This window comes from Leptolyngbya sp. CALU 1928 (genome assembly GCF_056784215.1).
Map to the genome: position 1 here is coordinate 25,637 of NZ_JBXBCE010000007.1, position 20,604 is coordinate 46,240.

General features: G+C 50.0%; 17 protein-coding genes and 3 pseudogenes. 14 read left to right on the plus strand and 6 right to left on the minus strand.

Features of this window, described 5'->3' with window-relative positions; genetic code table 11:
• Positions 1-126: 126 nt before the first annotated feature.
• Positions 127-518, minus strand: a pseudogene (locus AC1S5B_RS21725) (IS1 family transposase); the annotation flags it as partial.
• 124 nt (positions 519-642) lie between these two features.
• On the opposite strand from AC1S5B_RS21725, the gene AC1S5B_RS21730 reads away from it, so the two are divergent.
• From AC1S5B_RS21730 to AC1S5B_RS21740, 3 genes are all read left to right on the plus strand, one after another.
• Positions 643-846 carry a hypothetical protein gene (locus tag AC1S5B_RS21730; RefSeq protein WP_482037778.1) on the plus strand — a complete coding sequence of 68 codons (204 nt, stop codon included), beginning with the start codon at positions 643-645 and terminating at the stop codon, positions 844-846.
• On the plus strand, positions 846-1,202 hold the full coding sequence (locus tag AC1S5B_RS21735; RefSeq protein WP_482037779.1) for a hypothetical protein: 357 nt from the start codon (positions 846-848) through the stop codon (positions 1,200-1,202). Before AC1S5B_RS21730 ends, AC1S5B_RS21735 begins: the two co-directional genes overlap by 1 nt.
• A 246-nt stretch (positions 1,203-1,448) precedes the next feature.
• On the plus strand, positions 1,449-2,000 hold the full coding sequence (locus AC1S5B_RS21740; protein WP_482037780.1) for a hypothetical protein: 552 nt from the start codon (positions 1,449-1,451) through the stop codon (positions 1,998-2,000).
• Here the strand turns inward: AC1S5B_RS21740 and AC1S5B_RS21745 are convergent.
• The 3 genes and pseudogenes from AC1S5B_RS21745 to AC1S5B_RS21755 form a co-directional block, all read right to left on the minus strand.
• Positions 1,984-2,292, minus strand: a pseudogene (locus AC1S5B_RS21745) (IS1-like element transposase); the annotation flags it as partial. The gene AC1S5B_RS21740 and the pseudogene AC1S5B_RS21745 overlap by 17 nt on opposite strands.
• 321 nt (positions 2,293-2,613) lie before the next feature.
• Complete coding sequence (locus AC1S5B_RS21750; RefSeq protein ID WP_482037781.1) at positions 2,614-2,829, minus strand: hypothetical protein; 216 nt, start codon at positions 2,827-2,829, stop codon at positions 2,614-2,616.
• A 218-nt stretch (positions 2,830-3,047) separates the two neighbouring features.
• Complete coding sequence (locus AC1S5B_RS21755) at positions 3,048-4,061, minus strand: ISAs1 family transposase (protein ID WP_482037782.1); 1,014 nt, start codon at positions 4,059-4,061, stop codon at positions 3,048-3,050.
• Positions 4,062-4,190: 129 nt separating this feature from the next.
• Between AC1S5B_RS21755 and AC1S5B_RS21760 the strand changes: the two genes are divergently transcribed.
• The 4 genes and pseudogenes from AC1S5B_RS21760 (at position 4,191) to AC1S5B_RS21775 (ending at position 6,755) form a co-directional block, all read left to right on the plus strand.
• Complete coding sequence (locus AC1S5B_RS21760; protein ID WP_482037794.1) at positions 4,191-4,946, plus strand: ParA family protein; 756 nt, start codon at positions 4,191-4,193, stop codon at positions 4,944-4,946.
• Between the two features lie 186 nt (positions 4,947-5,132).
• Positions 5,133-5,573, plus strand: a complete 441-nt coding sequence (locus AC1S5B_RS21765; protein WP_482037783.1) for a carboxysome distribution maintenance protein McdB — start codon at positions 5,133-5,135, stop codon at positions 5,571-5,573.
• Between the two features lie 187 nt (positions 5,574-5,760).
• Positions 5,761-6,092: pseudogene (locus AC1S5B_RS21770) on the plus strand (DUF1016 N-terminal domain-containing protein); the annotation flags it as partial.
• A gap of 87 nt (positions 6,093-6,179) precedes the next feature.
• Entirely contained in the window at positions 6,180-6,755 is a 576-nt protein-coding gene (locus AC1S5B_RS21775) for a PDDEXK nuclease domain-containing protein (protein ID WP_482037795.1), read from the plus strand.
• Between the two features lie 44 nt (positions 6,756-6,799).
• Here AC1S5B_RS21775 and AC1S5B_RS21780 read toward each other — a convergent pair whose 3' ends face one another.
• Positions 6,800-7,678 (minus strand): DUF6399 domain-containing protein, encoded by an 879-nt coding sequence (locus AC1S5B_RS21780; RefSeq protein ID WP_482037784.1) that lies wholly within the window; start codon positions 7,676-7,678, stop codon positions 6,800-6,802.
• A 103-nt stretch (positions 7,679-7,781) separates the two neighbouring features.
• Between AC1S5B_RS21780 and AC1S5B_RS21785 the strand changes: the two genes are divergently transcribed.
• The gene (locus tag AC1S5B_RS21785) at positions 7,782-8,591 is read left to right on the plus strand and encodes an IS1 family transposase (protein ID WP_482037785.1); all 810 of its coding nucleotides are present in this window, start codon (positions 7,782-7,784) and stop codon (positions 8,589-8,591) included.
• 159 nt (positions 8,592-8,750) lie between these two features.
• Here the strand turns inward: AC1S5B_RS21785 and AC1S5B_RS21790 are convergent, their stop codons facing one another.
• The gene (locus AC1S5B_RS21790) at positions 8,751-9,230 is read right to left on the minus strand and encodes a hypothetical protein (protein ID WP_482037786.1); all 480 of its coding nucleotides are present in this window, start codon (positions 9,228-9,230) and stop codon (positions 8,751-8,753) included.
• 257 nt (positions 9,231-9,487) lie between these two features.
• Between AC1S5B_RS21790 and AC1S5B_RS21795 the strand changes: the two genes are divergently transcribed.
• The 6 genes from AC1S5B_RS21795 (at position 9,488) to AC1S5B_RS21820 (ending at position 20,438) form a co-directional block, all read left to right on the plus strand.
• Entirely contained in the window at positions 9,488-11,968 is a 2,481-nt protein-coding gene (locus AC1S5B_RS21795; protein WP_482037787.1) for a two-partner secretion domain-containing protein, read from the plus strand.
• Positions 11,969-12,027: 59 nt separating this feature from the next.
• Positions 12,028-14,595 carry a CHAT domain-containing protein gene (locus tag AC1S5B_RS21800; RefSeq protein ID WP_482037788.1) on the plus strand — a complete coding sequence of 856 codons (2,568 nt, stop codon included), beginning with the start codon at positions 12,028-12,030 and terminating at the stop codon, positions 14,593-14,595.
• 219 nt (positions 14,596-14,814) lie between these two features.
• On the plus strand, positions 14,815-15,813 hold the full coding sequence (locus tag AC1S5B_RS21805) for a DUF928 domain-containing protein (RefSeq protein ID WP_482037789.1): 999 nt from the start codon (positions 14,815-14,817) through the stop codon (positions 15,811-15,813).
• Positions 15,814-15,831: 18 nt separating this feature from the next.
• The gene (locus AC1S5B_RS21810; RefSeq protein ID WP_482037790.1) at positions 15,832-18,747 is read left to right on the plus strand and encodes a CHASE2 domain-containing protein; all 2,916 of its coding nucleotides are present in this window, start codon (positions 15,832-15,834) and stop codon (positions 18,745-18,747) included.
• Between the two features lie 2 nt (positions 18,748-18,749).
• On the plus strand, positions 18,750-20,099 hold the full coding sequence (locus AC1S5B_RS21815) for a hybrid sensor histidine kinase/response regulator (protein ID WP_482037791.1): 1,350 nt from the start codon (positions 18,750-18,752) through the stop codon (positions 20,097-20,099).
• Between the two features lie 57 nt (positions 20,100-20,156).
• A complete protein-coding gene (locus tag AC1S5B_RS21820; RefSeq protein WP_482037792.1) occupies positions 20,157-20,438 on the plus strand; it encodes a plasmid pRiA4b ORF-3 family protein in 282 nt (93 codons plus the stop codon).
• The last annotated feature ends 166 nt before the right edge of the window (positions 20,439-20,604 follow it).

Consider the following 20,604-nt stretch of genomic DNA (forward strand, 5'->3'; position numbering starts at 1 on the left):
CTTGTTGAAAGTCATTCTTTGGAAGTTGACTGATTCCATATAGGAGAGGCTTTTGACTAGCTACACGGAAACCATAGAAACTGAAGTAAATTTCATCGGGTCGTGTTCTAGAGTTGTTGTTTCAGGTTAGATAGGTAAGCCAAACTCATAACGGTTAAGGAACAGTCCAATCACAATGTCATGCATCACAACGGACTTGGAAAAGCAAATGGTTTTGCGAGCCAATCTTTTAATTCGAGTCCGTCAGGTTAAAGGCTTGCGCTCAATCTTCTGAGTATTACGTTTACCAACGGTGTGAAGACTTGGATCGAGGTGTCTTTCATAAGCTCCCCAACCATCGGTGTAAAGCCCATAATCCCGAATGGTTCTAACAAGATTTTCAGTTGGATAAACGCCTCATCTTGATGCGATGCTAAGACATAAGCCAATACTGTGCCACTAGCATGGTCAATGGCGTGCCACAGCCATCGTTGTTGTGCTTTAGACTCAACAAAACTCCACATTTCATCGGCTTCTGCTTCTGTATCCTCCCACTGGCAGAGCTTGACGATGCTTTGAGTAGGTTCTAGTGGGTCATTTGCTACGGTTGCTGCCATTCTCTAAAGGCTCGAAAATGATGACATTCTAGCGTGAGGTGAGGCTATGACTCGTCATCAAAAACATCCCCTTCGGAGTCTCACTCCAGAAGAGCAGCAATATTTAGAAAAAGTGAGTCGGTCGCAAAGTGAAAGCGCCAGTCGAGTTACCCGCGCCAAACTATTACTGGCGGTAGCAGAGGGTTGCGATTACACGGATGCAGCTCGAAGAGAGTCGGACGACGCTCTGGAGATGCAGTTGCCCAATTAGTGGCACGGTTGGACCAAGAAGGGATTACAGCACTGAACTTCCGACATGGAGGAGGCCCTGAAGTTGTGTATGGGAGTGAACAACGCTCCAAAATCCTTCAGGCAGTGCAACGCAAACCGGAACGACTAACCGATGGAACGGCAACCTGGAGCTTGAGTACTCTACAGCGGAGCATTCGAGAGCAGGAACCAGAGTTATCGCGGGTGAGTACCTACACCTTACACAAGGTGTTGAAAGAGTCAGGATGGAGTTGGCAGAAGAACCGGAGTTGGTGTGAAACCGGGAAAGTGGTGCGAAAACGAAAATCGGGAGTGGTGACAGTGGTAGACCCGGATGGTGAAGCAAAAAAGCATTAATTGAGCAAGCCTATACCGTCGCAGAGGCAATGGGATTAGCCGTTTGGTGTGAAGATGAAGCAGGTCCGTTTACCACGGTTCCTTACAGGACGAAGATTTAGACATTGCCCAGGAACATCCAGCAACTTATTCGCATGAGTATGTCAAAGATGGGACTGCCAAGCTGTTAACACTCTTTCATCCAGGACAGGGAAAGTCCGAGTCAAAGGGGTACAAAGCTGTACCAATCAGGTATTACATCCTTGGTTGAAACAAGAATTAGCAGAGATTGTCCAATCTCTACCTGCCCCGATTGCTGCAACGAGTGCAACGGATACGCGTTTATTATGGCAACGATGGCGCGAAAATCTGAGCATCAAATTTACATTGCCCCAACCACTGCCGCCCTTAAGAATGCTGTTAATTTGCGACAATCTGGCAGGACATAAAACACCTGAGTTTGTCCTCTGGCTATGCGCTCATGGCATCTTACCCCTTTACACTCCTTTGGGCGGAAGTTGGCTCAATATGGCAGAATCCATCCAACGGATTTTGAAACGACGAGCCTTATCTGGGCAACATCCCCAAACCCCTCAGCAAATTATGGATTGGTTTGAAGCAGTTGCTCAAGCTTGGAATCAGCATCCAACTCCCTTTGAGTGGAGTGGCAAACGGTCTGCGCGACGACAGAGAGCACGAATCCGACGGCAGCATCAGTTGGGTGGTTCAGGTGCTTGTACGGCTTCCCAATTTCTAGAAATCGTCCCTCTAAATATGGCAATACTCATGCCAAATGACCCACTAGTTGGGCGAGTTTAGCTTCATTCACCGCTTTGAGTTGACACTCTTTTTTTAACTCCTTAATCACGGTAGTCGGACTAATATGAAGCACACGGGCAGTATCTCGGATGCCGCTACCATTAATAGCCATATCGCTAATTTGTTGCTTGACTTCCGGCACATATCCTTGATACTCATACCGCAAAATAAAGGGGCGCCGATGGCACTGGGTGTTTTGACAAAAATAGCGCTGTTTGCCGTCTGGAGTGGTGCCGTGTTTGATCACTTCGACTCCATCACATTGAGGGCAGTCAATCGGCTCTAAAACCATGCTTGAGTCTCCGCAATCTTTGAGTCTTTTATCAAGGTAGTCTTTATTATCGAAAACAACAAGTTTGAAACATTACCCCAAACGCAAACTCCCCCAAACCTGATCGTGATTGACCCATCGGCTGACCTCCACCTGACAGTCAGCAACGATTTCTACGCCAATCCATAATTGGCATCCCGCAATCGCGACTTTTATCGGTTGAATTGAACACTTGAAACCCAACATTCATAGACGGTGTTGGGTTTTTCTTGTTTATTCAGCTTGCGAGATCGTTAAGGATGGCTTGACCCTCTTTTTCCATCACCAGGGAAGGCATCTCTTTCAGATCGAATGACTCTGAGCCGAAAAACCTTTCTTTGCTGCTACAGTCCGGTTGACCTCATCCACGACTTCGTCAACGTAACGACGCTCTTTAGCTACGTCACCAGGTGACGCAAGAAAGATCTTTAGTTCCTCCAAGTATGCCATTGCACTTCCATCAAGTATTAATCGTTCGAGGAAGAGTGGAATAACAGTTAAAACTTCACTGACAGCCATTTTTATACTCATTTCCATCTAGTTATAGCCCGTATTATCCAACTTGGCTCAGTCAAAAGCTAATGTTGCTTAAAGGTAAAAGTATAAAAAGCTAAATTTAGCTTTTTAACAAAAGATTTTTTAATTCAATTGAATTTTTGGTAAAGTCTAATTGGTTCAAAGAAGAATTAGCTATGTTAACTATCGCGATTGCCTCCCTTAGTGGCGGCAGGGCTGATTCATTGGCAGAAGGAAAATAGGCGAGGGATATCATGAGCAACCTGTCGAATCGCCTGAGTCAAAGAGTCAAACCCATGCTGCCGGAAGAGATTAAGGGCAAAGGTTCGCACAATTGCCATATTAATCAAAGCGTGACCCTCACACAGTGGAGTCGTATCTTCTTGAAAGACCACATCTTTACACCAGTGGAGGCGATTCTCAATGTGCCAATGCTGCCGGATACGACGGGCAAACTCGGCGGCATCGGTTGCCAGCGAACTGATATAAAACACCGTCTGTGAAACGGGTATGCCTGCTCTTAGTCCGGTGCGTTCGACCCGAATCACTCGTTTAAGAGCGACCCAACTTGGGTCAATGGTGGCACTTGGCTCCAATACACACACACGGCGTTGGGTTGAGCGATTGCGCGTCCGCTCTGAGTCCACGTGACAACTGAGGGGAGACGAGTGTTCAAACTGCTGCTGGATTTGGGCTAATAATTTGGGTTGATTCCCTTTGATGGCAATTAAGTAGTGGTTCTGACTGGCTATAATTTGCTGAACTGTTTTTTTTTTGGCGTGCAGGGCATCAAAACTAAAACACACCCCTTGCAACTGAAGGTGCTCCAACAAGGTTTGTACCGTTACAATTTCACTACTCGTTTTGTTGTGCATGGATTGCACCCCAACGACCAGTCCCAGTCGAGTGCTGACCACCGACACCACACTGACAAAATCTTGATACGCCTGGTCGTAATCTCTCAGACTGACTCGGATGCTCTTGCCGTCAACGGCACAAGCGGCTTGCTCTTCCAGCTCAACCGTTTCCTGTGCCCATTGATTGAAAACCTCGGTTAACGCCTCAAAGTCCACTCGCACCAAAGCGCGGCGAATCGTCGAGTAGCAGGGTAACCGCTCATAGGGCACTTCGAGTACCCCTAACAATTGGGTTTGATGGCGCTCCACAAAGCACGCAATCGCTCGATACCCCACACACCCGCTCATCGTTGCCATCAGTACCAGCAACAAAATCACCCAAGCAATGGATACTGGGGTTGGGTTCGATAGTCTCGTACTTGTTTGAGAGCATCAATCAGGCTCATGGCTAGCTAGGGGTGAAAGAGCATCACCCATTATCATTTTTCTACCACTGATGAACTAGCCCTGCTTAGTGGCGGGCAGGGCAAGACCACTGCTTCTCTAATGCTCGGTCGTCTGCTCTCGCGCCAAGGCTTCCCGACTCTATTGGTTGACGCTGATCCACAGCACAACCTGACCACATACATGGATCTAGAACTCCAGGCAAATCAGCCCACATTGCTAGAGTTCTTGAAAAAAACTGTTTCGGCAGAAGACAGCATCTATCCCAGCGAAGGAAACGACAATCTCTTTCTCATTCCTGCCGATGACCAACTTGATACTGTTCAGGACTACCTTTCTAATAGTGGTGTCGGTGCAACCTTGCTGAAGCGCCGCCTTGAGCCGATCGCTGACGCGTTCAAAGTTTGCATCATTGACGCGCCACCCCAACGATCGCAAATCTGTCTCACTGTCCTCGGTGCTGCGGATGCCCTGATCATTCCCGCTGAAGCCTCTGTGAAAGGCTATGGCTCTTTGGTAAGAACGCTGGATTTACTGCGAAACCTTCAGGATGTCGGTGCAACAGAAGCTCAAGTAATGGGAGTCCTACCCTTCCGAGATCGGTGGATTGGCAATTCCCAAACCCAGGAAAGCCGCGCGGCTGTCACTGGCATGCGTGAAGAGGTTGGTGAGGAATTGATCCTGCCTTCCATTCGAGAATCCGAACGATACAAACAAGCCATCAACCGACGGTCTACTTTAAGCGACATGGGCTACACCGAGTTGGAATATCCCTTCGAGATGCTAATCGACAAAATTATCAAGCTGTCTAAAAAGTAAAAAGCTAATTTTGTCCTTTTAGCTTTTTACTAAAAACTGACATGACAGTGAACCCCAGGTATTCGTTTGAGTTAAAGTGATAAGATAGTAAAATATAAAAAGCTAAAATTAGCCTTTTAACTTTTTTGCTTTCAATAAATTGCTTATTTTAGCTTTAATTAATTGTCCTCAAAGCCTCTAAAGATCATGTCTGATAGTGTTCTAGATCGAATCCGCCAAAACCGCCAGCGCCCAGCCGTCCCAACCAGAGACGATACGCTCATCAGCAGAGTGCAGCAGCCAGAAGCGCCTCAGAGCCTCGACCACATCAAGACTCTACCAGAAGCACAGGCATTGGCTGCTCCCCTAACTAACGATGCCTTAGAGGATTTGAAGGCGGAACTGGCGAAAATTCCAGAAACGAACCGCCACTCAGCGATCGTTCTGGAAAAGGAGCTTGATCAAAGCTTGACGCGCTATTGCAAAGACAATCGCATCACCATTGAGGTATTTCTCGAAGCTGCTTGGGTGCACACCACCGCTAACCCAAAAGCAATGGAAGAGATCCTGGCAGAAGCCAAGCGTCGCTATGCCGATCGCAAACGGGCTGGTAAGCTGCGTCGTCTCATCACCATGCTGGAAGGCTAAGCCTGCTTAAAGATTCATGGAGCCAAATGTGCCCAAACAACCCGAAGATCAACCCACTCTAGACAAGCAACCCACCGAACAACTTGAACTGATCGGTACTGTTGATACTTACACAACTGTACTGGGTGCTGTTGTGGAACTCATGGAGGCAGCCCGTCGTGCTGTTGCGCGATCGGTTAACGCCATTATGACTGCAACTTACTGGGAAATCGGACGCCGCATTATCGAACTAGAGCAGAGAGGGGAAAGCCGTGCTGAATATGGCAAACAAATTATCGAGCGGTTAGCTAAAGACTTGAGCGATCGCTTCGGACGCGGCTTCCAGAAGAGCAATTATTTCAGATGCGTGCCTTCTACCTTGCTTATCCCCATCAGGGACAATCCTTTTCTCCTGAAACGCTCGCGCCTGAGATTTTCCAGACACTGTCCGGAAAATTTCCACTCCCCTGGTCCCACTACGTGAAGTTGCTCACTGTCAAAGCACCGGAAGCGCGTACCTTCTACGAAACAGAAGCATTACGCGGCGGGTGGTCTGTGCGCCAACTCAGCCGACAGATTAGCACACAATACTACGAGCGTGCCTTACTCTCCCGCAACAAAGCAGCCATGCTAGAGAAGGGCGCTGCTTTACGCCCTGAAGATGCCGTTACCCCTGAAGAGGAACTAAAAGATCCGTTTGTTCTGGAGTTCCTTGACCTCAAAGATGAATATTCTGAGAACGATCTGGAGGAAGCACTCATCCGCCACATTGAGAGCTTCCTGCTGGAACTGGGCGGTGATTTTACGTTTGTTGGGCGTCAACGTCGCTTACGAATTGGTGATCAGTGGTTTAGGGTAGACTTACTCTTCTTCCACCGTCGTCTACGCTGCCTGGTGATCATCGACCTCAAGCTGGGCGAGTTCACCTATGCCGATGCAGGACAAATGCATATGTACCTCAATTATGCCCGCGAGAACTGGACTTACCCAGACGAGAACCCGCCTGTTGGCTTGATTCTGTGCAACAAGAAGAATGAAGCGGTTGCTCACTATGCCCTTGAAGGTCTATCCAATATTCTGGCAGCCGAGTACCAGACAGCCCTGCCAGAAGAGAAATTATTAGCAGCTGAGCTAGAGCGCACCCGTAAAGCGATCGAAAATCGGCTCACTGAGGGGACAGACTTGCTCCATGAGCAAATGTAAACCAGAGCAACCAATCACAGTAGATAAGTTTTGCGGCTACCGATTTAAGCCGGGACAGTAGGAAGGAAGGGAGTTCTAGCTTTGGCAGCAGCTTTGCCCCGCCGCGCTTGCGGGAGGACTGGCATCTGTTGAACTAGCCACTCGAAGAGGTCAGGAGAGGGTTTGCCAAAGAGACGTTCAGCCGCTGTTGAGCCATCAGAGCGCTGGAGGTGGAAGTTGTGGATCGTGGTCATCACCCGTAAACGTCGGGTCGATAAGCCTCGGCGATTGTGATGAATCTGACTCAGGTAGCCGTTGCGTCCTTCAACCGGAGAAGAGGTTCGTTGGAATTTAGTCACCATCGAGGTTGCCCAAGTTTGCCAGTGAGTGAACTGCTCACAAGACATCGCCGTGGTGATAGGGTGGCGCATCAACGATGCTTGAGCGTGTTGGGCCGCGATTTGGTAAGCAGCCTTAAGGGTTGGGGTTTTCGTGCGAACACCTTGCTGGTGCCAGTAGTGGACAGGCAACAGGTGTTGCTTCACCCAATCGCTAGTGGATTGCTCACAGTCTCGAACGCTCAAGCTTTGCTCGACCCACTCCCACCAGAGGTCAACCACGGCTGCCAAGTTGTGCCGTTGACGCTCAAACTTGGCGAGACTGCCCGGTTTATCTAACAGTTGATAGGTTTGTTTCAGAGTGCTCAGGGTGGTCGCTTGCTGCTGGAATTCAGATTCAACCATTTTGCTCGTCTGAGGAATGCCTAGCCGAATCGCAAAAGGATGGAGCGTGGTCGTCAGTTGATGCAAGATGGAACGGGATTGGGTTTGAGCCTGCTCTAACCCACTTTGTTGGACTTGCAGTTGCTGCTTTAAGGAGGCGTTTGCTGCCGAGTCATCCAACTCGCGCAGTCGTCGGTTGACTCGAAACAGGTGATCAGACAACTCACTGCCTATCCCTTGCGAAAGTTCCCGCAACGCATGAAACAGATCGGCGATACTCGGACACCCCAGTTCATCCAGCGCAAGTTTGACCGAAAAAACTGCGATGGTACTTGAACCCGTACATTGTCCTGCATGCAACAGCACGAACATCGTTAAACACGGCAAGACGGCTGAAGGCAAACAACGCTATAAATGCCGCAACTCCGAATGCCCTCGTCACAGTTTTGTTTTGGAGTATTCTTACCGAGGCTACTTACCCAGCGTGAAGCAACAGATTTGCGATATGGCGATGAACGGCAGTGGAATTCGAGATACGGCGCGTGTGCTCAAGATTAGCCCCACTACGGTGATTGAAGCATTAAAAAAAGATCGTCATCTTGAACAGGTGAATCAAGCACTATTAGAACAACTCAAGCCAACGGCTGTGACCATGGTCAAACAGGTTGAAGAAGCTGAAGCAGACGAGATGTGGAGTTTTATCCAATCCAAAAAACAGCAGCGCTGGTTGTGGCACGCGATTGATCATGAAACTGGGCAAGTATTGGCGTATGTGTTGGCAGACCACAAAGACCAAGCGTTGGTGGAGTTGAAAGCCTTGTTAGAGCCATTTGGCATTCAAACGTTTTACACCGACGGCTGGGGAGCCTATGCTCGGTTGCTGGATGAAAATCAGCATCAAGTTGGCAAGTGGAACACCCAAAAAATTGAGCGGAAACACTTCACCTTACGAACTCGAATCAAGCGTACGCCCTTGGCGGAGCGAAGCTCTATAGCTCGCAAGACGATTTGCTTCTCTAAGTCCGAGTGGCTGCATGATGTGGTGATTGGATTGTTTATCAATCGCTATGAATTTGGACGTGCGCGTCTACCGTACTCCGCAAGCAAAACGCCGGGTCGTACAAGGCTAAAATAGCCTACAACGCGGTAGGCACAAAGTTGATAAAAATCCTGCCCTGTAATTGATGGCGGCTGACCTGGGCAATCGTGCTGAGACGAGCAATGCGTCGAGTTGTGGCAGCAGTCCCGCCTCTGCGGCTAGTTCCAGCATGGGCAATGGCATCACGAGGTTGCCCTAGGTATCCAGTCCCCGCAGCAGTGCCTCATACCCATAAATCTGAGATGTGTCCTGGATCGAGACGATCGGTTGAAAGTGGCTCGTGAAGCGTTCGGTTTCCAGTATTTCAACCAGCCAGTCGGACTGAGCGAACTTCAGGAAGCGTGGCAAGGAAACCATATCGCTAAAATCTTGTAATTGTGGCGGTACTGTGACTCGCATGAACAAGACGTGTGTCTCACTGAGTTCCCTCGGTGCCAGTCGTTGAGCGAGACTACTAACAGGCTCCTGAGCCTGCCCAGCCTTACAGTTCAAACTCAAACCTGGTCGTTCGGGCATCAGTTCATACGCGATCGCAGTCTGCTCTAAATAAGGTGTGACTTTCGCCAGGGTATGGGGCATGGGAAACCAGAGAAAGAGCCGACCCGCTTCCCCCGTATGGCACTTGTCAAGGTTGTGACAAGTGCAAGGATGGGAGATGGGAGAGTCTTGGCGCATAATGGTTCCTGCGTTAGATGAATGCAATGAGTGTTCCCATATTTTTGCTGAGAAACGATGCATTCTATTGCCACTGTATGAAGTCTTCATGCAGTGGTGTGCCTCTTTAGCTGGGCAATCCCAAGCGCAGGAACGTTGCTGCTTTAGCTACCGGTGCGAGAACGATCGACCCTTAAGCCACCCACCCTGTTGTATCCAGTAGTAGCCTGGGCACTCTAAAAAGAGATTCCGGCTGACAAACGATATTCAGGTTGTTTATGAATTCTAGATTGCTGTTTGGCATAGCTGGTGGATTCCTGTGCGTTCCCTTCATTGCAGCGATCGCGCAAGCTCAGATTACTCCCGATGGCACCCTCAACACCACCGTCACCCAGTCTGGGCTAAACACCACCATCACCAATGGCACGGCGGCAGGCACTAATCTGTATCACAGCTTTGGGCAGTTTTCGGTGCCCACGGTCGGATCTGCGACCTTTGATCTGAATGCCACTCCGAGTATTCGCACCATTTTTAGCCGCGTTACTGGTGGCAGTGTCTCCAACATTGATGGTTTGATTCGTACCCTCAACAGTAGTAATCCCGTCAGCCTTTTCCTAATGAATCCAGCGGGAATTATTTTTGGGGCAAATGCCAGTCTCAATATCGGTGGCTCTTTTGTGGCAACCACTGCTAACAGCATCAAGTTTGCGGATGGCGCTGAGTTTAGTGCCATTAATCCCCAGGCGGCTCCGCTGTTGAGCATCAATCTTCCTTTGGGCTTGCAAATGGGTAGCAATCCTGCCGCTATTACGGTTCAGGGTACAGGGCACGCCCTAAATAACTCCGGTGGACTGCTTCTGGTCACGCTAACACCGAGTACGACAGAATTGCGGGTACAGCCCGGAAACACGCTGGCTTTGGTGGGTGGCAATTTAGAACTGAACGGGGCAACGCTGACCGCCAAGCAAGGGCAAATTGAATTAGGCAGTGTGAGTAGCGCAGGGTTGGTGCGTCTACTGCCAACTGCACTAGGCTATCGGTTGGGCTATGAAACTGGGCAACGCTTTGGTGAGATTCAGCTTACCCAGAGATCGCTCCTGGATGTGAGCGGGGTCAATGCAGGTTCGGTTCAAGTCCAAGGACGACACATTCAATTCACCGAAGGCTCTCTAATACTGGCACGAAATTTCGGCAGTCTCCCTGGCGGCGATATTCTTCTTCAGGCGACGGAAGCAATTGACCTGATTGGCGCGACCCCTAATGGCTCTATTCGGAGTGGGGTGCGGAGTGAAGCGGTGGGTCGCGGCGTAAGTGGAGACATCAGCGTCAGTGTGCCCCATCTGGCTATCCAGCAGGGAGGGGCATTGATTAGTACTGCCTTTGGAGTAGCTTCCGGTGGCAAGATTCACACTGATGCAATCGCGATGGAAATAGATGGCTTGTTTCCAGCCAATCCAAATAGCAATAGCGTCGTTGTGACCTCTACCTATGGCTCTGGCAACGCTGGCGCGATCGCTGTCAATGCCAATAGGTTACTCGTCGCGAATGGTGCCTCACTGACTTCCGCGACCTTTGGCAGTGGCTCTAGTGGAACAGTGGCAATCCGCACCGATGCGACCACCGTGAGCGGCGATAGCCCCGCTGGACTCTATAGCACCATTAGCTCTGTCACTTTTGCGACGGGAAGCGCCAAAACGTTGACGCTGGATACTGCTAGGTTGCAAATTCTGAACGGAGGAGCCGTAGCCGCTACCACATTTTTTGCCGGGAATGGCGGGGATATTCGCATCAACGCCACAGAATCGATCGAAATCAGCGGTCGCAGTCCGAGCAACAACAGCAGCATCAACTCCTCTAGCACGCGGCTGGCTCCACAACTGCGGCAACGCTTTGGTCTACCGGATCGCCTTACGGCAAACGCGGGAAATGTGAGCATCGCCACGCCAAGCCTCACGGTGACAGATGGAGGCACTGTGAGTGTCACCAGTCAAGGGAGCGGCGATGGTGGCAGTCTTAACATCACAGCCAATACCATCCAACTAGACCGCCAAGGCAGCATTCAGGCACAAACTGAATCCGGGAATGGCGGGAATATTACCTTACAAGTTGGCTCCTTGTTATTGCTGCGACGTAATAGCACGATCGCCGCGACAGCAGGTGGTAATGGGGATGGCGGCAATATCACGATTAATGCCCCGATTATCGCTGGCTTTGAAAACAGCGACATCATCGCCAATGCAGTGCGAGGTCGCGGCGGCAACATTCAAATCACCACGCAAGGCATCTTTGGACTCAAGTTTCGTCCCCAACTCACGCTAGAGAACGACATCACCGCCAGTTCGCAGTTTGGAGTCAGTGGCACAGTGCAAATTAATAACTTTGGCATTGATCCGGATGCTGGAATCGTGCAACTGCCTACAAGTTTGGTCGATCCTAGTCAACAAATTGCTACAGGTTGCAATGCTCAAGGTAGCCATTTTGTGGCGACGGGACGCGGCGGGTTGCCACGGAATCCGAATGAATCGGTGGGGAGCGATCGCCCCTGGTCTGACATTCGTGATGTCTCTCAATTTCAACAGCCCGGTCAATCCGTCTCTCATATACCCCATCCTGCACCTCGCACCCCCCAACCCGCGATTATCGAAGCCACCGCCCTGATCCGCTCCACGACGGGAGGCATTGAACTGATAGCATCGCCTGGATCGGGGAATACTGAGATTGGCGATGCTCTAGTGACCTGTGTCCCAGCTAAACCGTAGAACAGTGATATAGCTGCTAGTGGCTCTTAGTGACTAACCCGTAATTTACGATGTTTCCTATGAATGTTCGATCGCCTCATCGTTGGCTAGCAGTGAGTTTTGGGATCATCAGTTTATGGCTGGCGATCTCGTTCCATCCGGCTCAAGCGTCGCTGCCATCCGCAATTCCTGCCATTGCGCCGCAGTCCCCAGCACCGCTAATCGTTGCAGCCGCCACAAACGGACTAGAGCAAGGACGCAGTTTCTATCAAGCCGGACAGTTTAAGAATGCGATCGCCGCTTGGCAACAGGCTGGGCAGCAGTACCAAACGGCGGGCGATCGTCCAAACCAGGCACTCAGTTTTAGCTATCTTTCCCTCGCGTACCAGGAATTGAACCAGTGGAATGAAGCAGAACGGGCGATCGCGCAAAGTTTAGAGATTTTGAAAACAACCCCCACCGCCAGCGCCATTATCTGGGCACAAACCCTCAATGCCCAAGCCAGCTTGCTACTGCACAGCGGTAAAGCGGAAACCGCCCTGGAAACCTGGAAGCAAGCCCAGCAAGATTACGATCAGGCAGGCGATGCAGCGGGAAGCCTCGGCAGCCAGATCAATCAAGCAAAGGCACTGCAAAGCTTAGGCTTTTATCGGCGTGCCCGTCAGCAGTTAGAAGCGTTGAATCAAACCTTAGAAAAACTGCCCGATTCTGACCTAAAAGTGAGTGGATTGCAGTCCCTTGGGTCAGTATTAGAAGGCATGGGCGATGCGGACAAGAGCCAAGCGGTATTTGCCCAAGGCTTAAAGGTGGCTCAAAAAATAGATGCCAAGACAGATTTGAGTCCACTTCTGCTGGGATTAGGACAAACTGCGGTTGATTTAGGCAATCCAAATGATGCTTTCACGTATTTCCAGCAGGCAGAACAAACCACCCCCAACGAGGTCAAGCAATTACAGGCTCGGCTCAGCCAACTCAGGCTTTTGATTGAATATAGAAAATTGCCAGAAGCAACCCCGTTAGCGCAGCAGATTTTGCAGCAATTAAACACTCTTCCTGCCAGCCATGATTCGCTTTATGGTGCGATTAATTTGGTGGCTACGCTCAACAAGCTGGAGCCTCCAACCCAAACTTTGCCGCACACCGATCTGGCACAGCTAATGGCAGCAACCGTGCAAGCCGCCCAACGCCTGCAAGATTCCCAAGCCGAAGCCTATGCGCTGAATCAGTGGGGGCAACTCTACACCCGCACCCAGCAATGGGCAGATGCTCAGCAAGTGACCCTGCGATCGCTGACCATCGCCCGTCAGCTTCAAGCAGACCCAATCATTGCTCAGTCAGCGTGGCAGGTGGGGCGGCTCTATCGTCAGCAGGGTCAGAAATCAGAGGCGATCGCTGCCTACACCGAAGCCATCAAGTCATTGCAGGCAATGCGGAGTGATTTAGTCGCAGTCAATTCAGAAGTCCAGTTCTCGTTTCGTGAAAGCGTTGAACCTGTGTATCGCGAATTGGTGGGCTTATTGCTAGATGATCGCCCCAGTCAAACTGCGCTTATTCAAGCCCGTGGGTTAATTGAATCATTGCAATTGGCAGAACTCGACGACTTCTTCCAGGAGGCTTGCCTGGATAAATCGCAGCAGATTGACCAAGTGGATGCCAATGCAACTATTGTCTATCCAATCATCCTACACGATCGCCTCGCAGTCATTCTTTCCACCGCAGGGCAACCCTTGCATTACCACGTTGCGCCCAAGTCTGAGGCAGACATCAATCAAACGCTTGATCAGTTATCGGCAGCACTGAATCCGGTTTCCGATGCCCAAGAGCGCCAGCGGCTAGCGAACCAAGTTTACAACTGGTTGATCGCCCCCGCAGAAGCCGATCAAGCCCTGAGCAAGACAAAAACGTTAGTCTTCGTACTGGATGGTCGGCTGCGAAATATTCCCATGGCAGCGCTCTATGATGGCAAGCAGTATTTGATTGAAAAATACGCGATCGCCCTCTCACCTGGATTGCAGCTAATGGCAACACGATCGCTGCTCGTTGCCAAAAAAGGGGCGATTATCGGTGGCATTAGCCAAGCCCATGCGGGGTTTGCGAGGTTACCCGCCGTGGAGACAGAAGTCAAGGCGATCGCCCAAATTGTCTCCACTTCTAAAATGCTGAATCAGGAGTTCACCAAAAAAGCGCTTGCCGATCGCGTCAAAAACAGCAATTCTCCCATTGTGCATTTGGCAACCCACGGACAATTTAGCTCCCGCATCGAAGACACCTTTCTCCTAACCTGGGATGGGCGGGTCAATGTGAAAGAACTCTCTACCCTGTTGCAGAGCCGCGAACGTGATCCAGCCAATGCGATCGAACTGCTCGTCTTAAGTGCCTGCAACACTGCTACGGGGGACGATCGCGCGGTTCTAGGCTTAGCAGGTTTGACCATCAAATCCGGTGCCCATTCCACCCTAGCAACCCTGTGGCCCGTCAAAGACCAAGCCGCCGCTCTATTGATGACCTACTTCTACCAACAACTTCAGCAGCCCGGTATCACCAAAGGCGAAGCACTCCGGCAAGCACAAATTCAATTGATTCGCAAAACAGATTTCCGAGAACCCTTCTTCTGGTCATCATTTGTCCTAGTAGGACACTGGATGTAGAACAAAACTTCCGTGAAATTACTGGATATTCGTTTGCTTTAATCAATTTTTTTGAAGTAAACACGTAACTTCCCCACAGCTTTAAGGCACAAAGCCTTTTAAAGTTAAGTATGGTTCCCCTAAGCAGTTGTAGCGCGGTTAAAACTTGTTGTCTAAGTTGTTCACTTACTCTCATCAATCAATCCAGTGTCTAAAATTACATTCAGCAGAGATAACGTTATGAAACATCAACTGGCTGGCATTGTGGGCGCGATCGCGATCGTTGCCAGCAACGCCGGGGTCTCTGGAAGCAGTGCCCACGCCATGACATTCACTCCCCCTCCGGGTGGCAGTGCGCCCAGCCAAGCAACCGGGGGGGCTTCACGCGGCACCATCAACTTCCTGCCTCCACCCAAACAGGGAACGCCCACTCAGACTACAGGCGGTGCTTCACGGGGTAGCTTATTTGTGCCCACAGCAGGCAATGGCGCGCCGCGACAAGGCAGTGTAGGAGGCGCTTCGCGAGATGGCATCTTCACCCCAGCCCCAGGAAATGGCGCACCAAGGCAGGCATCAGGCGGTGCTTCCCGGAATCCAGTCTTCACCCCAGCCCCAGGCACTAGGTCTCCGCAGCAAGCCGCAGGGGGTGCCTCTAGAGAAGGTACTTATTTGCTCAACCCCTCCACCGTAGGTGCAAGTGGACCCGCTGCAATTCTGGCGTTGTTGCCCCAAAACTACTTTGGCACAACCGTATTGGAGCACCCCACGATTTTGGTCTACTTACCAGCATCCACGGCAAAAGAAGCCGTTTTCAGTCTCAAAGACGAAGCAGGGAATCTGAAGCACCAAATGACGTTACCTGTTTCTGGGATGGCAGGCGTTGTGGCGATCAAGCTACCTGCTGAGGTTCCTGCCTTAGATATTGGCAAAAACTATCAGTGGTTCCTAGCGCTCAAAATTGATGACCACCTGAGTCCCAATACGCCCTATGTGGATGGGTGGGTGAAGCGAATCCAACCGGATGCTGCCTTGGCAATAGCATTGCAACATCCTGATGCCTTGAAGCGGGCAACTGCTTTGGGGGCAAAGGGAGTCTGGTACGACTGTGTTGCGACGTTGGCAATGCTGCGGACGACCCAACCCGACGGGGAGGCACTCGCTAAAGACTGGTCTGACCTGCTGGTATCCGTTGGCTTACAGGACATTGCGAAAGCCCCTATCATGCCACCTGCAAACTAGCAAATCCCCCTTCCTGATGTGAGACTGAAATCAACGGGGCACAGTGATACTGCACACTGCGATGCTAGATACTGTGCCCCACCAACGCCCCACCAACCAACCATGTGGCTCAAACTCAGGCACAAACTTCAATACTTTCTCCACCAACATCGCAGCATTTTCATCATTACCCCCAGTGTGGCGCTCACAGTGATCGCTGGACAGACGTTGGGGCTATTCAATCTGCCTGAGTGGAAGATACGGGATGAGTTTTTTCGACTGCAAGCCTCAGACAAAGCCGCCGATGCCATTGTGGTCGTGACGATCGATGAGCAGGATATTCAAACCGTCAAGGATTGGCCCATTCCCGACTGGGCACTGGCAGACTTGTTAGCCAAAATTCGGGCGCAACAACCCAGAGCGATTGGGCTGGATCTCTACCGCGATTTGCCCGTAGGAAAAGGGTATGAAAAACTGAGCAAAATTTTTCAAACGACTCCCTCTTTGATTGGCGTTGAGAAAATTATTAGCGATCGCGTTCCACCCCCACCCGACCTCAAAAAACGCAATCAAGTTGGGTTCGCAGATCTGGTGCTGGATGGCGATCGCCATGTCCGCCGTGTTCTGTTGACAGCAGAAGATGTACAAGAGAAAGGCGCACTCAAGGCAGGATTAGCCACTCAGGTCGCGCTGAAGTATCTTGCCGCAGACGGGATCACCCTGAAAAGCGTTGACGCACAGCAGCAAAAATTTCAGTTAGGCAAAGCTTCTTTTGTGCCTTTAAGCAATCAGGAAGCAGGTTATGGAAGTGTTGATCTGGGCGGCTACCAAATTCTGTTGAACTGGCATGGAGACACATCTGCCTTCCGCACAGTTGCCATGCGCGATGTATTAAACGGTCAAATTCCCGCTGATTTAATGCGCGATCGCATGGTCTTCATCGGCTCCATTGCCCCCAGCACCAATGATTTTTTCGGCACCCCCTACAGTTCATCCTGGTTTACCGCACAAAACCCGACTCCTGGCGTGATTGTTCATGCCAATCTTGCCCATCACCTTGTTCAAGGAGCAACCCTTGGACGCACCAATCTACAAGGCTTTTCTGGTGCAGCATTCTCGACTTGGATTACTCTCTGGACACTGGTTGGCTCAGTCGGCACTGGGTGGGCTGCTAACCGTCGCCACCAAAAGCGCCTGTTGGGAGGTCAAGGGCTAGGAGCAACCATCGGCACCAGCGGCGTGCTAATGGGTGGGGCATATTACCTGTTTTTAAGTGGCATTTTAATTCCCGTTACGCCTGCCCTAACTGCTTTGATTGGCAGCGTCATTGCCACTACGCTTGCCTACAAACAGCAAACATTGGAGGACACTAACCGTCAACTGGAGATAGCCAACAATCAATTGGAGTCAGCCAACAACCAACTATTAGACTACTCCAAAAATCTGGAAGCAAAGGTTGAGGAACGCACCTACGAATTAGTTCAGGCAAAACAAGCCGCTGATGCTGCAAACCAGGCAAAAAGCGAGTTCTTGGCAAATATGAGTCATGAATTGCGAACCCCTCTGAATGGCATCTTGGGTTACGCTCAAGTGCTGGAGCGATCGCGCAGCCTCTCAACCGCCGATCTAGATGGTATTGCAGTCATCTATCAATGTGGCTCCCATCTGCTCACGCTGATTACCGATATTTTGGATCTGTCTAAAATCGAAGCCCGCAAGCTGGAATTAGAGCCAGTCTCAGTTAACTTAGATGACTTTCTCCATGGCATCATTGACCTTTGCCGGATTCGCGCCCAGCAAAAAGGCATTCACTTTCAGGCTGAACTGGATGACCACTTGCCAACAGGGATTCAAACTGACCCCAAATGCTTGCGTCAGGTATTGATCAATTTGTTGGGCAATGCCATTAAGTTTACAGACAGTGGCAGCGTCACCTTGCGGGTTGAAAGCATCGGCAACCAAGCAGCAACCCCCGACTCCCGTCCCCTGATTCGGTTTGCCATTCAAGACACTGGTGTAGGCATTGCACCTGATCAGGTAGAGAAAATTTTTCTGCCCTTTGAGCAAGTGGGCGAAGCAGGGCGCAAAACCGATGGGACTGGCTTAGGGTTGGCAATTAGCCAGAGAATTGTTGCCTTGATGAGCAGCCAGATTCAGGTCACAAGCCAGGTGGGTATAGGCAGCCTTTTTACCATCGATCTGGAATTTGAGCGGATAACCGATTGGGATGTGGGGCAGAAACCAGCCGTATCTCGAAAAATTATCGGCATTCAAAATCGTAGTCCTCGGCTGTTGATTATTGATGACGATCGCACCCATCGGTTGATTCTAAAAAACCTGTTGCAGAAAAAGATCGGGTTTCAACTTTTGGAGGCAAGTGACGGTAAGCAAGGGTTCGCACTCGCAGCCACTCATACACCCGATCTCATCCTGCTCGATCTACAGATGCCTGATATAGATGGATTTGAACTCATGCATCAGCTTCAGACCCAAGCGCAGAGCGCCACAGTACCCATTGTGGTGATTAGTGCTAGCGCGTTTGAAGCGGATCACCAGCGTAGCCTCCAGGCAGGCGCGATCGCCTTTTTACCCAAACCCCTAAAAGTCGATGACCTACTCAACACAATTCAAACCATTCTGCAATTGAACTGGGTGTATGAGGATCAACCCAACGCAACCCAGACAAGGCTACACCCTGCGATCGCTGCTTCAACCAACGGCTCAATGCCTGCCGAAGAAATGATTTTGCCGGAGCAAACTGTCGTTGATCAGATTTACCATCTGGCAATGATGGGAGATGTGGACTCGATTGAGGGAACTCTAAATGAATTGGCAGAAAAAGATGGGCAGTTGATTCCGTTTACAACGGAACTGAGAAAACTAACTGCACAATTTCAAACTGGCAAAATCCGTCAGTTTCTCAAGACTCGCGTATCAACAGGGATAGGCAAATGAGCATGAATCATCAGTTAAGCAAAAACACTCCGATTGATGAGGCGACTCCAAAGAATTTGAATCGCCAGTCTACCCTGGTTCACATTCTTTTAGTGGACGATAACCCAACGAACCTTAAAGTCCTCTCGGAGGCGATCCTGGGTCAGGGCTGGAAAACTTTGATGGCAACCGATGGCGAATCTGCGATCGAGCAAACAGAGTATGCCATACCGGATCTGATTTTGCTGGATGTGATGATGCCAGGAATCGATGGGTTTGAAACCTGCCGCAGGCTGAAAGCCAATCCCACCACTCACCATATTCCGATCATCTTTATGACTGCCCTGGCGAATGCAACCGATAAGGTCGAAGGGTTGGAAATTGGTGCAGTGGATTACATTACAAAGCCGTTTCAACAGGAGGAAGTGATTGCCCGCTTAAAATTGCATCTCAAGCTATCCCATCTGACTCAGACGCTAGAACAACGGGTACAAGACCGCACCGCAGAATTAACCCAATCGCTGCAACAGCTACAAGACACCCAACTGCAACTGATTCAAAGTGAAAAAATGTCGATGTTAGGGCAGTTGGTTGCAGGGATCGGTCATGAGATTAACAACCCCATTGGCTTTATTTCAGGCAATCTTACTTATGTTGAAGAATATGTTCAGGGTCTTCTGCGGCTGGTGAATCTTTATCAAGCAAAATTTCCTGATGCCAATCCAGAGATTACTGATCTGATTGATGAAATTGATTTAGATTATCTCGCGAAAGATTTACCGAAACTGTTCGCCTCTTTCACCCATGGGATCGATCGCCTTCAGGACATCAGCTTGTCGTTGCGAACCTTTGCCCGCGCTGACATTTCACACAAGGCAGAATTCCAGATCCATGAAGGGATTGAGAGTGCATTGATGTTGTTAAAGCATCGCTTGAAAGCGAATAGCGATCGCCCAGAGATTGACGTGATTCAAAAATACGGTGATCTCCCTCCCATCCAGTGCCATCCTGGTCAACTGAACCAGGTCTTTATGAATATTCTGGCAAACGCGATCGAAGCCTTAGAAGAAACTAATCAAAACCGGAGTTTTGCAGAGATTCAAGCCAATCCCAATCGGATTGAAATCCAAACACACCTGGATACCGCCACAAACCAGGTGATCATTCGTATTCAAGATAATGGTGTGGGCATGTCTGATGCCGTCAAACAACAAGTCTTTGACCATTTGTTTACGACTAAAGCAGTGGGTAAAGGAACTGGGTTAGGAATGGCGATCGCTCGACAAATTGTCGAAGAAACTCACGGCGGAAAATTGAGTCTTAACTCTGTTCTAGGTGGAGGCACAGAATTTATCATCGAAATTTCAGTATGATTGGAGAGTGGAAAAAAGTTGGGGATTGCCTCAGAAGTGGTGCATTACCATTAAGGGATGCTTGAACCTTATACCTCTTCAAACTATCAGATCCATGTTTCTCTGATCGGCATCAGCCCGATGATTTGGCGACGACTTGTGGTGAGTGGGGATAGCACAATCGCCGACCTACACTACATTCTACAAATTGCCATGGGATGGAGTGACGACCACCTCAATCGATTCACGATCCACGGCAAGGACTATGGCGTTTATCACCCTGGTGGTATCTGCTTCAGTAACGACCCGATACTGTTGGTGAACTCCGATTGGGATCACATGGCGCTGCTTGAGCTGTAAATTTCCGAATTTTTCTGCACTCAGTCTTCAACGCTATTTTGCACTTTGAGTCAAATTCCCTCGGCTCACCCTGACAAATAGGGTTCATTCCAATTCGTCTGTTGAATGACCAGGAATTTCAAGCGTTGACTGAGCGGCAAAACATCGCCAAAAAGAGTGTACTCTA

Bases quoted from the DNA above. Each gene is read 5' to 3' on its own strand.
- AC1S5B_RS21730 (WP_482037778.1), top strand. From the start codon at position 643: ATGACTCGTCATCAAAAACATCCCCTTCGGAGTCTCACTCCAGAAGAG.
- AC1S5B_RS21750 (WP_482037781.1), bottom strand. From the start codon at position 2,829: ATGGCTGTCAGTGAAGTTTTAACTGTTATTCCACTCTTCCTCGAACGA.
- AC1S5B_RS21765 (WP_482037783.1), top strand. From the start codon at position 5,133: ATGTCTGATAGTGTTCTAGATCGAATCCGCCAAAACCGCCAGCGCCCA.
- AC1S5B_RS21775 (WP_482037795.1), top strand. From the start codon at position 6,180: ATGCTAGAGAAGGGCGCTGCTTTACGCCCTGAAGATGCCGTTACCCCT.
- AC1S5B_RS21785 (WP_482037785.1), top strand. From the start codon at position 7,782: ATGGTACTTGAACCCGTACATTGTCCTGCATGCAACAGCACGAACATC.
- AC1S5B_RS21790 (WP_482037786.1), bottom strand. From the start codon at position 9,230: ATGCGCCAAGACTCTCCCATCTCCCATCCTTGCACTTGTCACAACCTT.
- AC1S5B_RS21795 (WP_482037787.1), top strand. From the start codon at position 9,488: ATGAATTCTAGATTGCTGTTTGGCATAGCTGGTGGATTCCTGTGCGTT.
- AC1S5B_RS21800 (WP_482037788.1), top strand. From the start codon at position 12,028: ATGAATGTTCGATCGCCTCATCGTTGGCTAGCAGTGAGTTTTGGGATC.
- AC1S5B_RS21805 (WP_482037789.1), top strand. From the start codon at position 14,815: ATGAAACATCAACTGGCTGGCATTGTGGGCGCGATCGCGATCGTTGCC.
- AC1S5B_RS21815 (WP_482037791.1), top strand. From the start codon at position 18,750: ATGAATCATCAGTTAAGCAAAAACACTCCGATTGATGAGGCGACTCCA.
- AC1S5B_RS21820 (WP_482037792.1), top strand. From the start codon at position 20,157: ATGCTTGAACCTTATACCTCTTCAAACTATCAGATCCATGTTTCTCTG.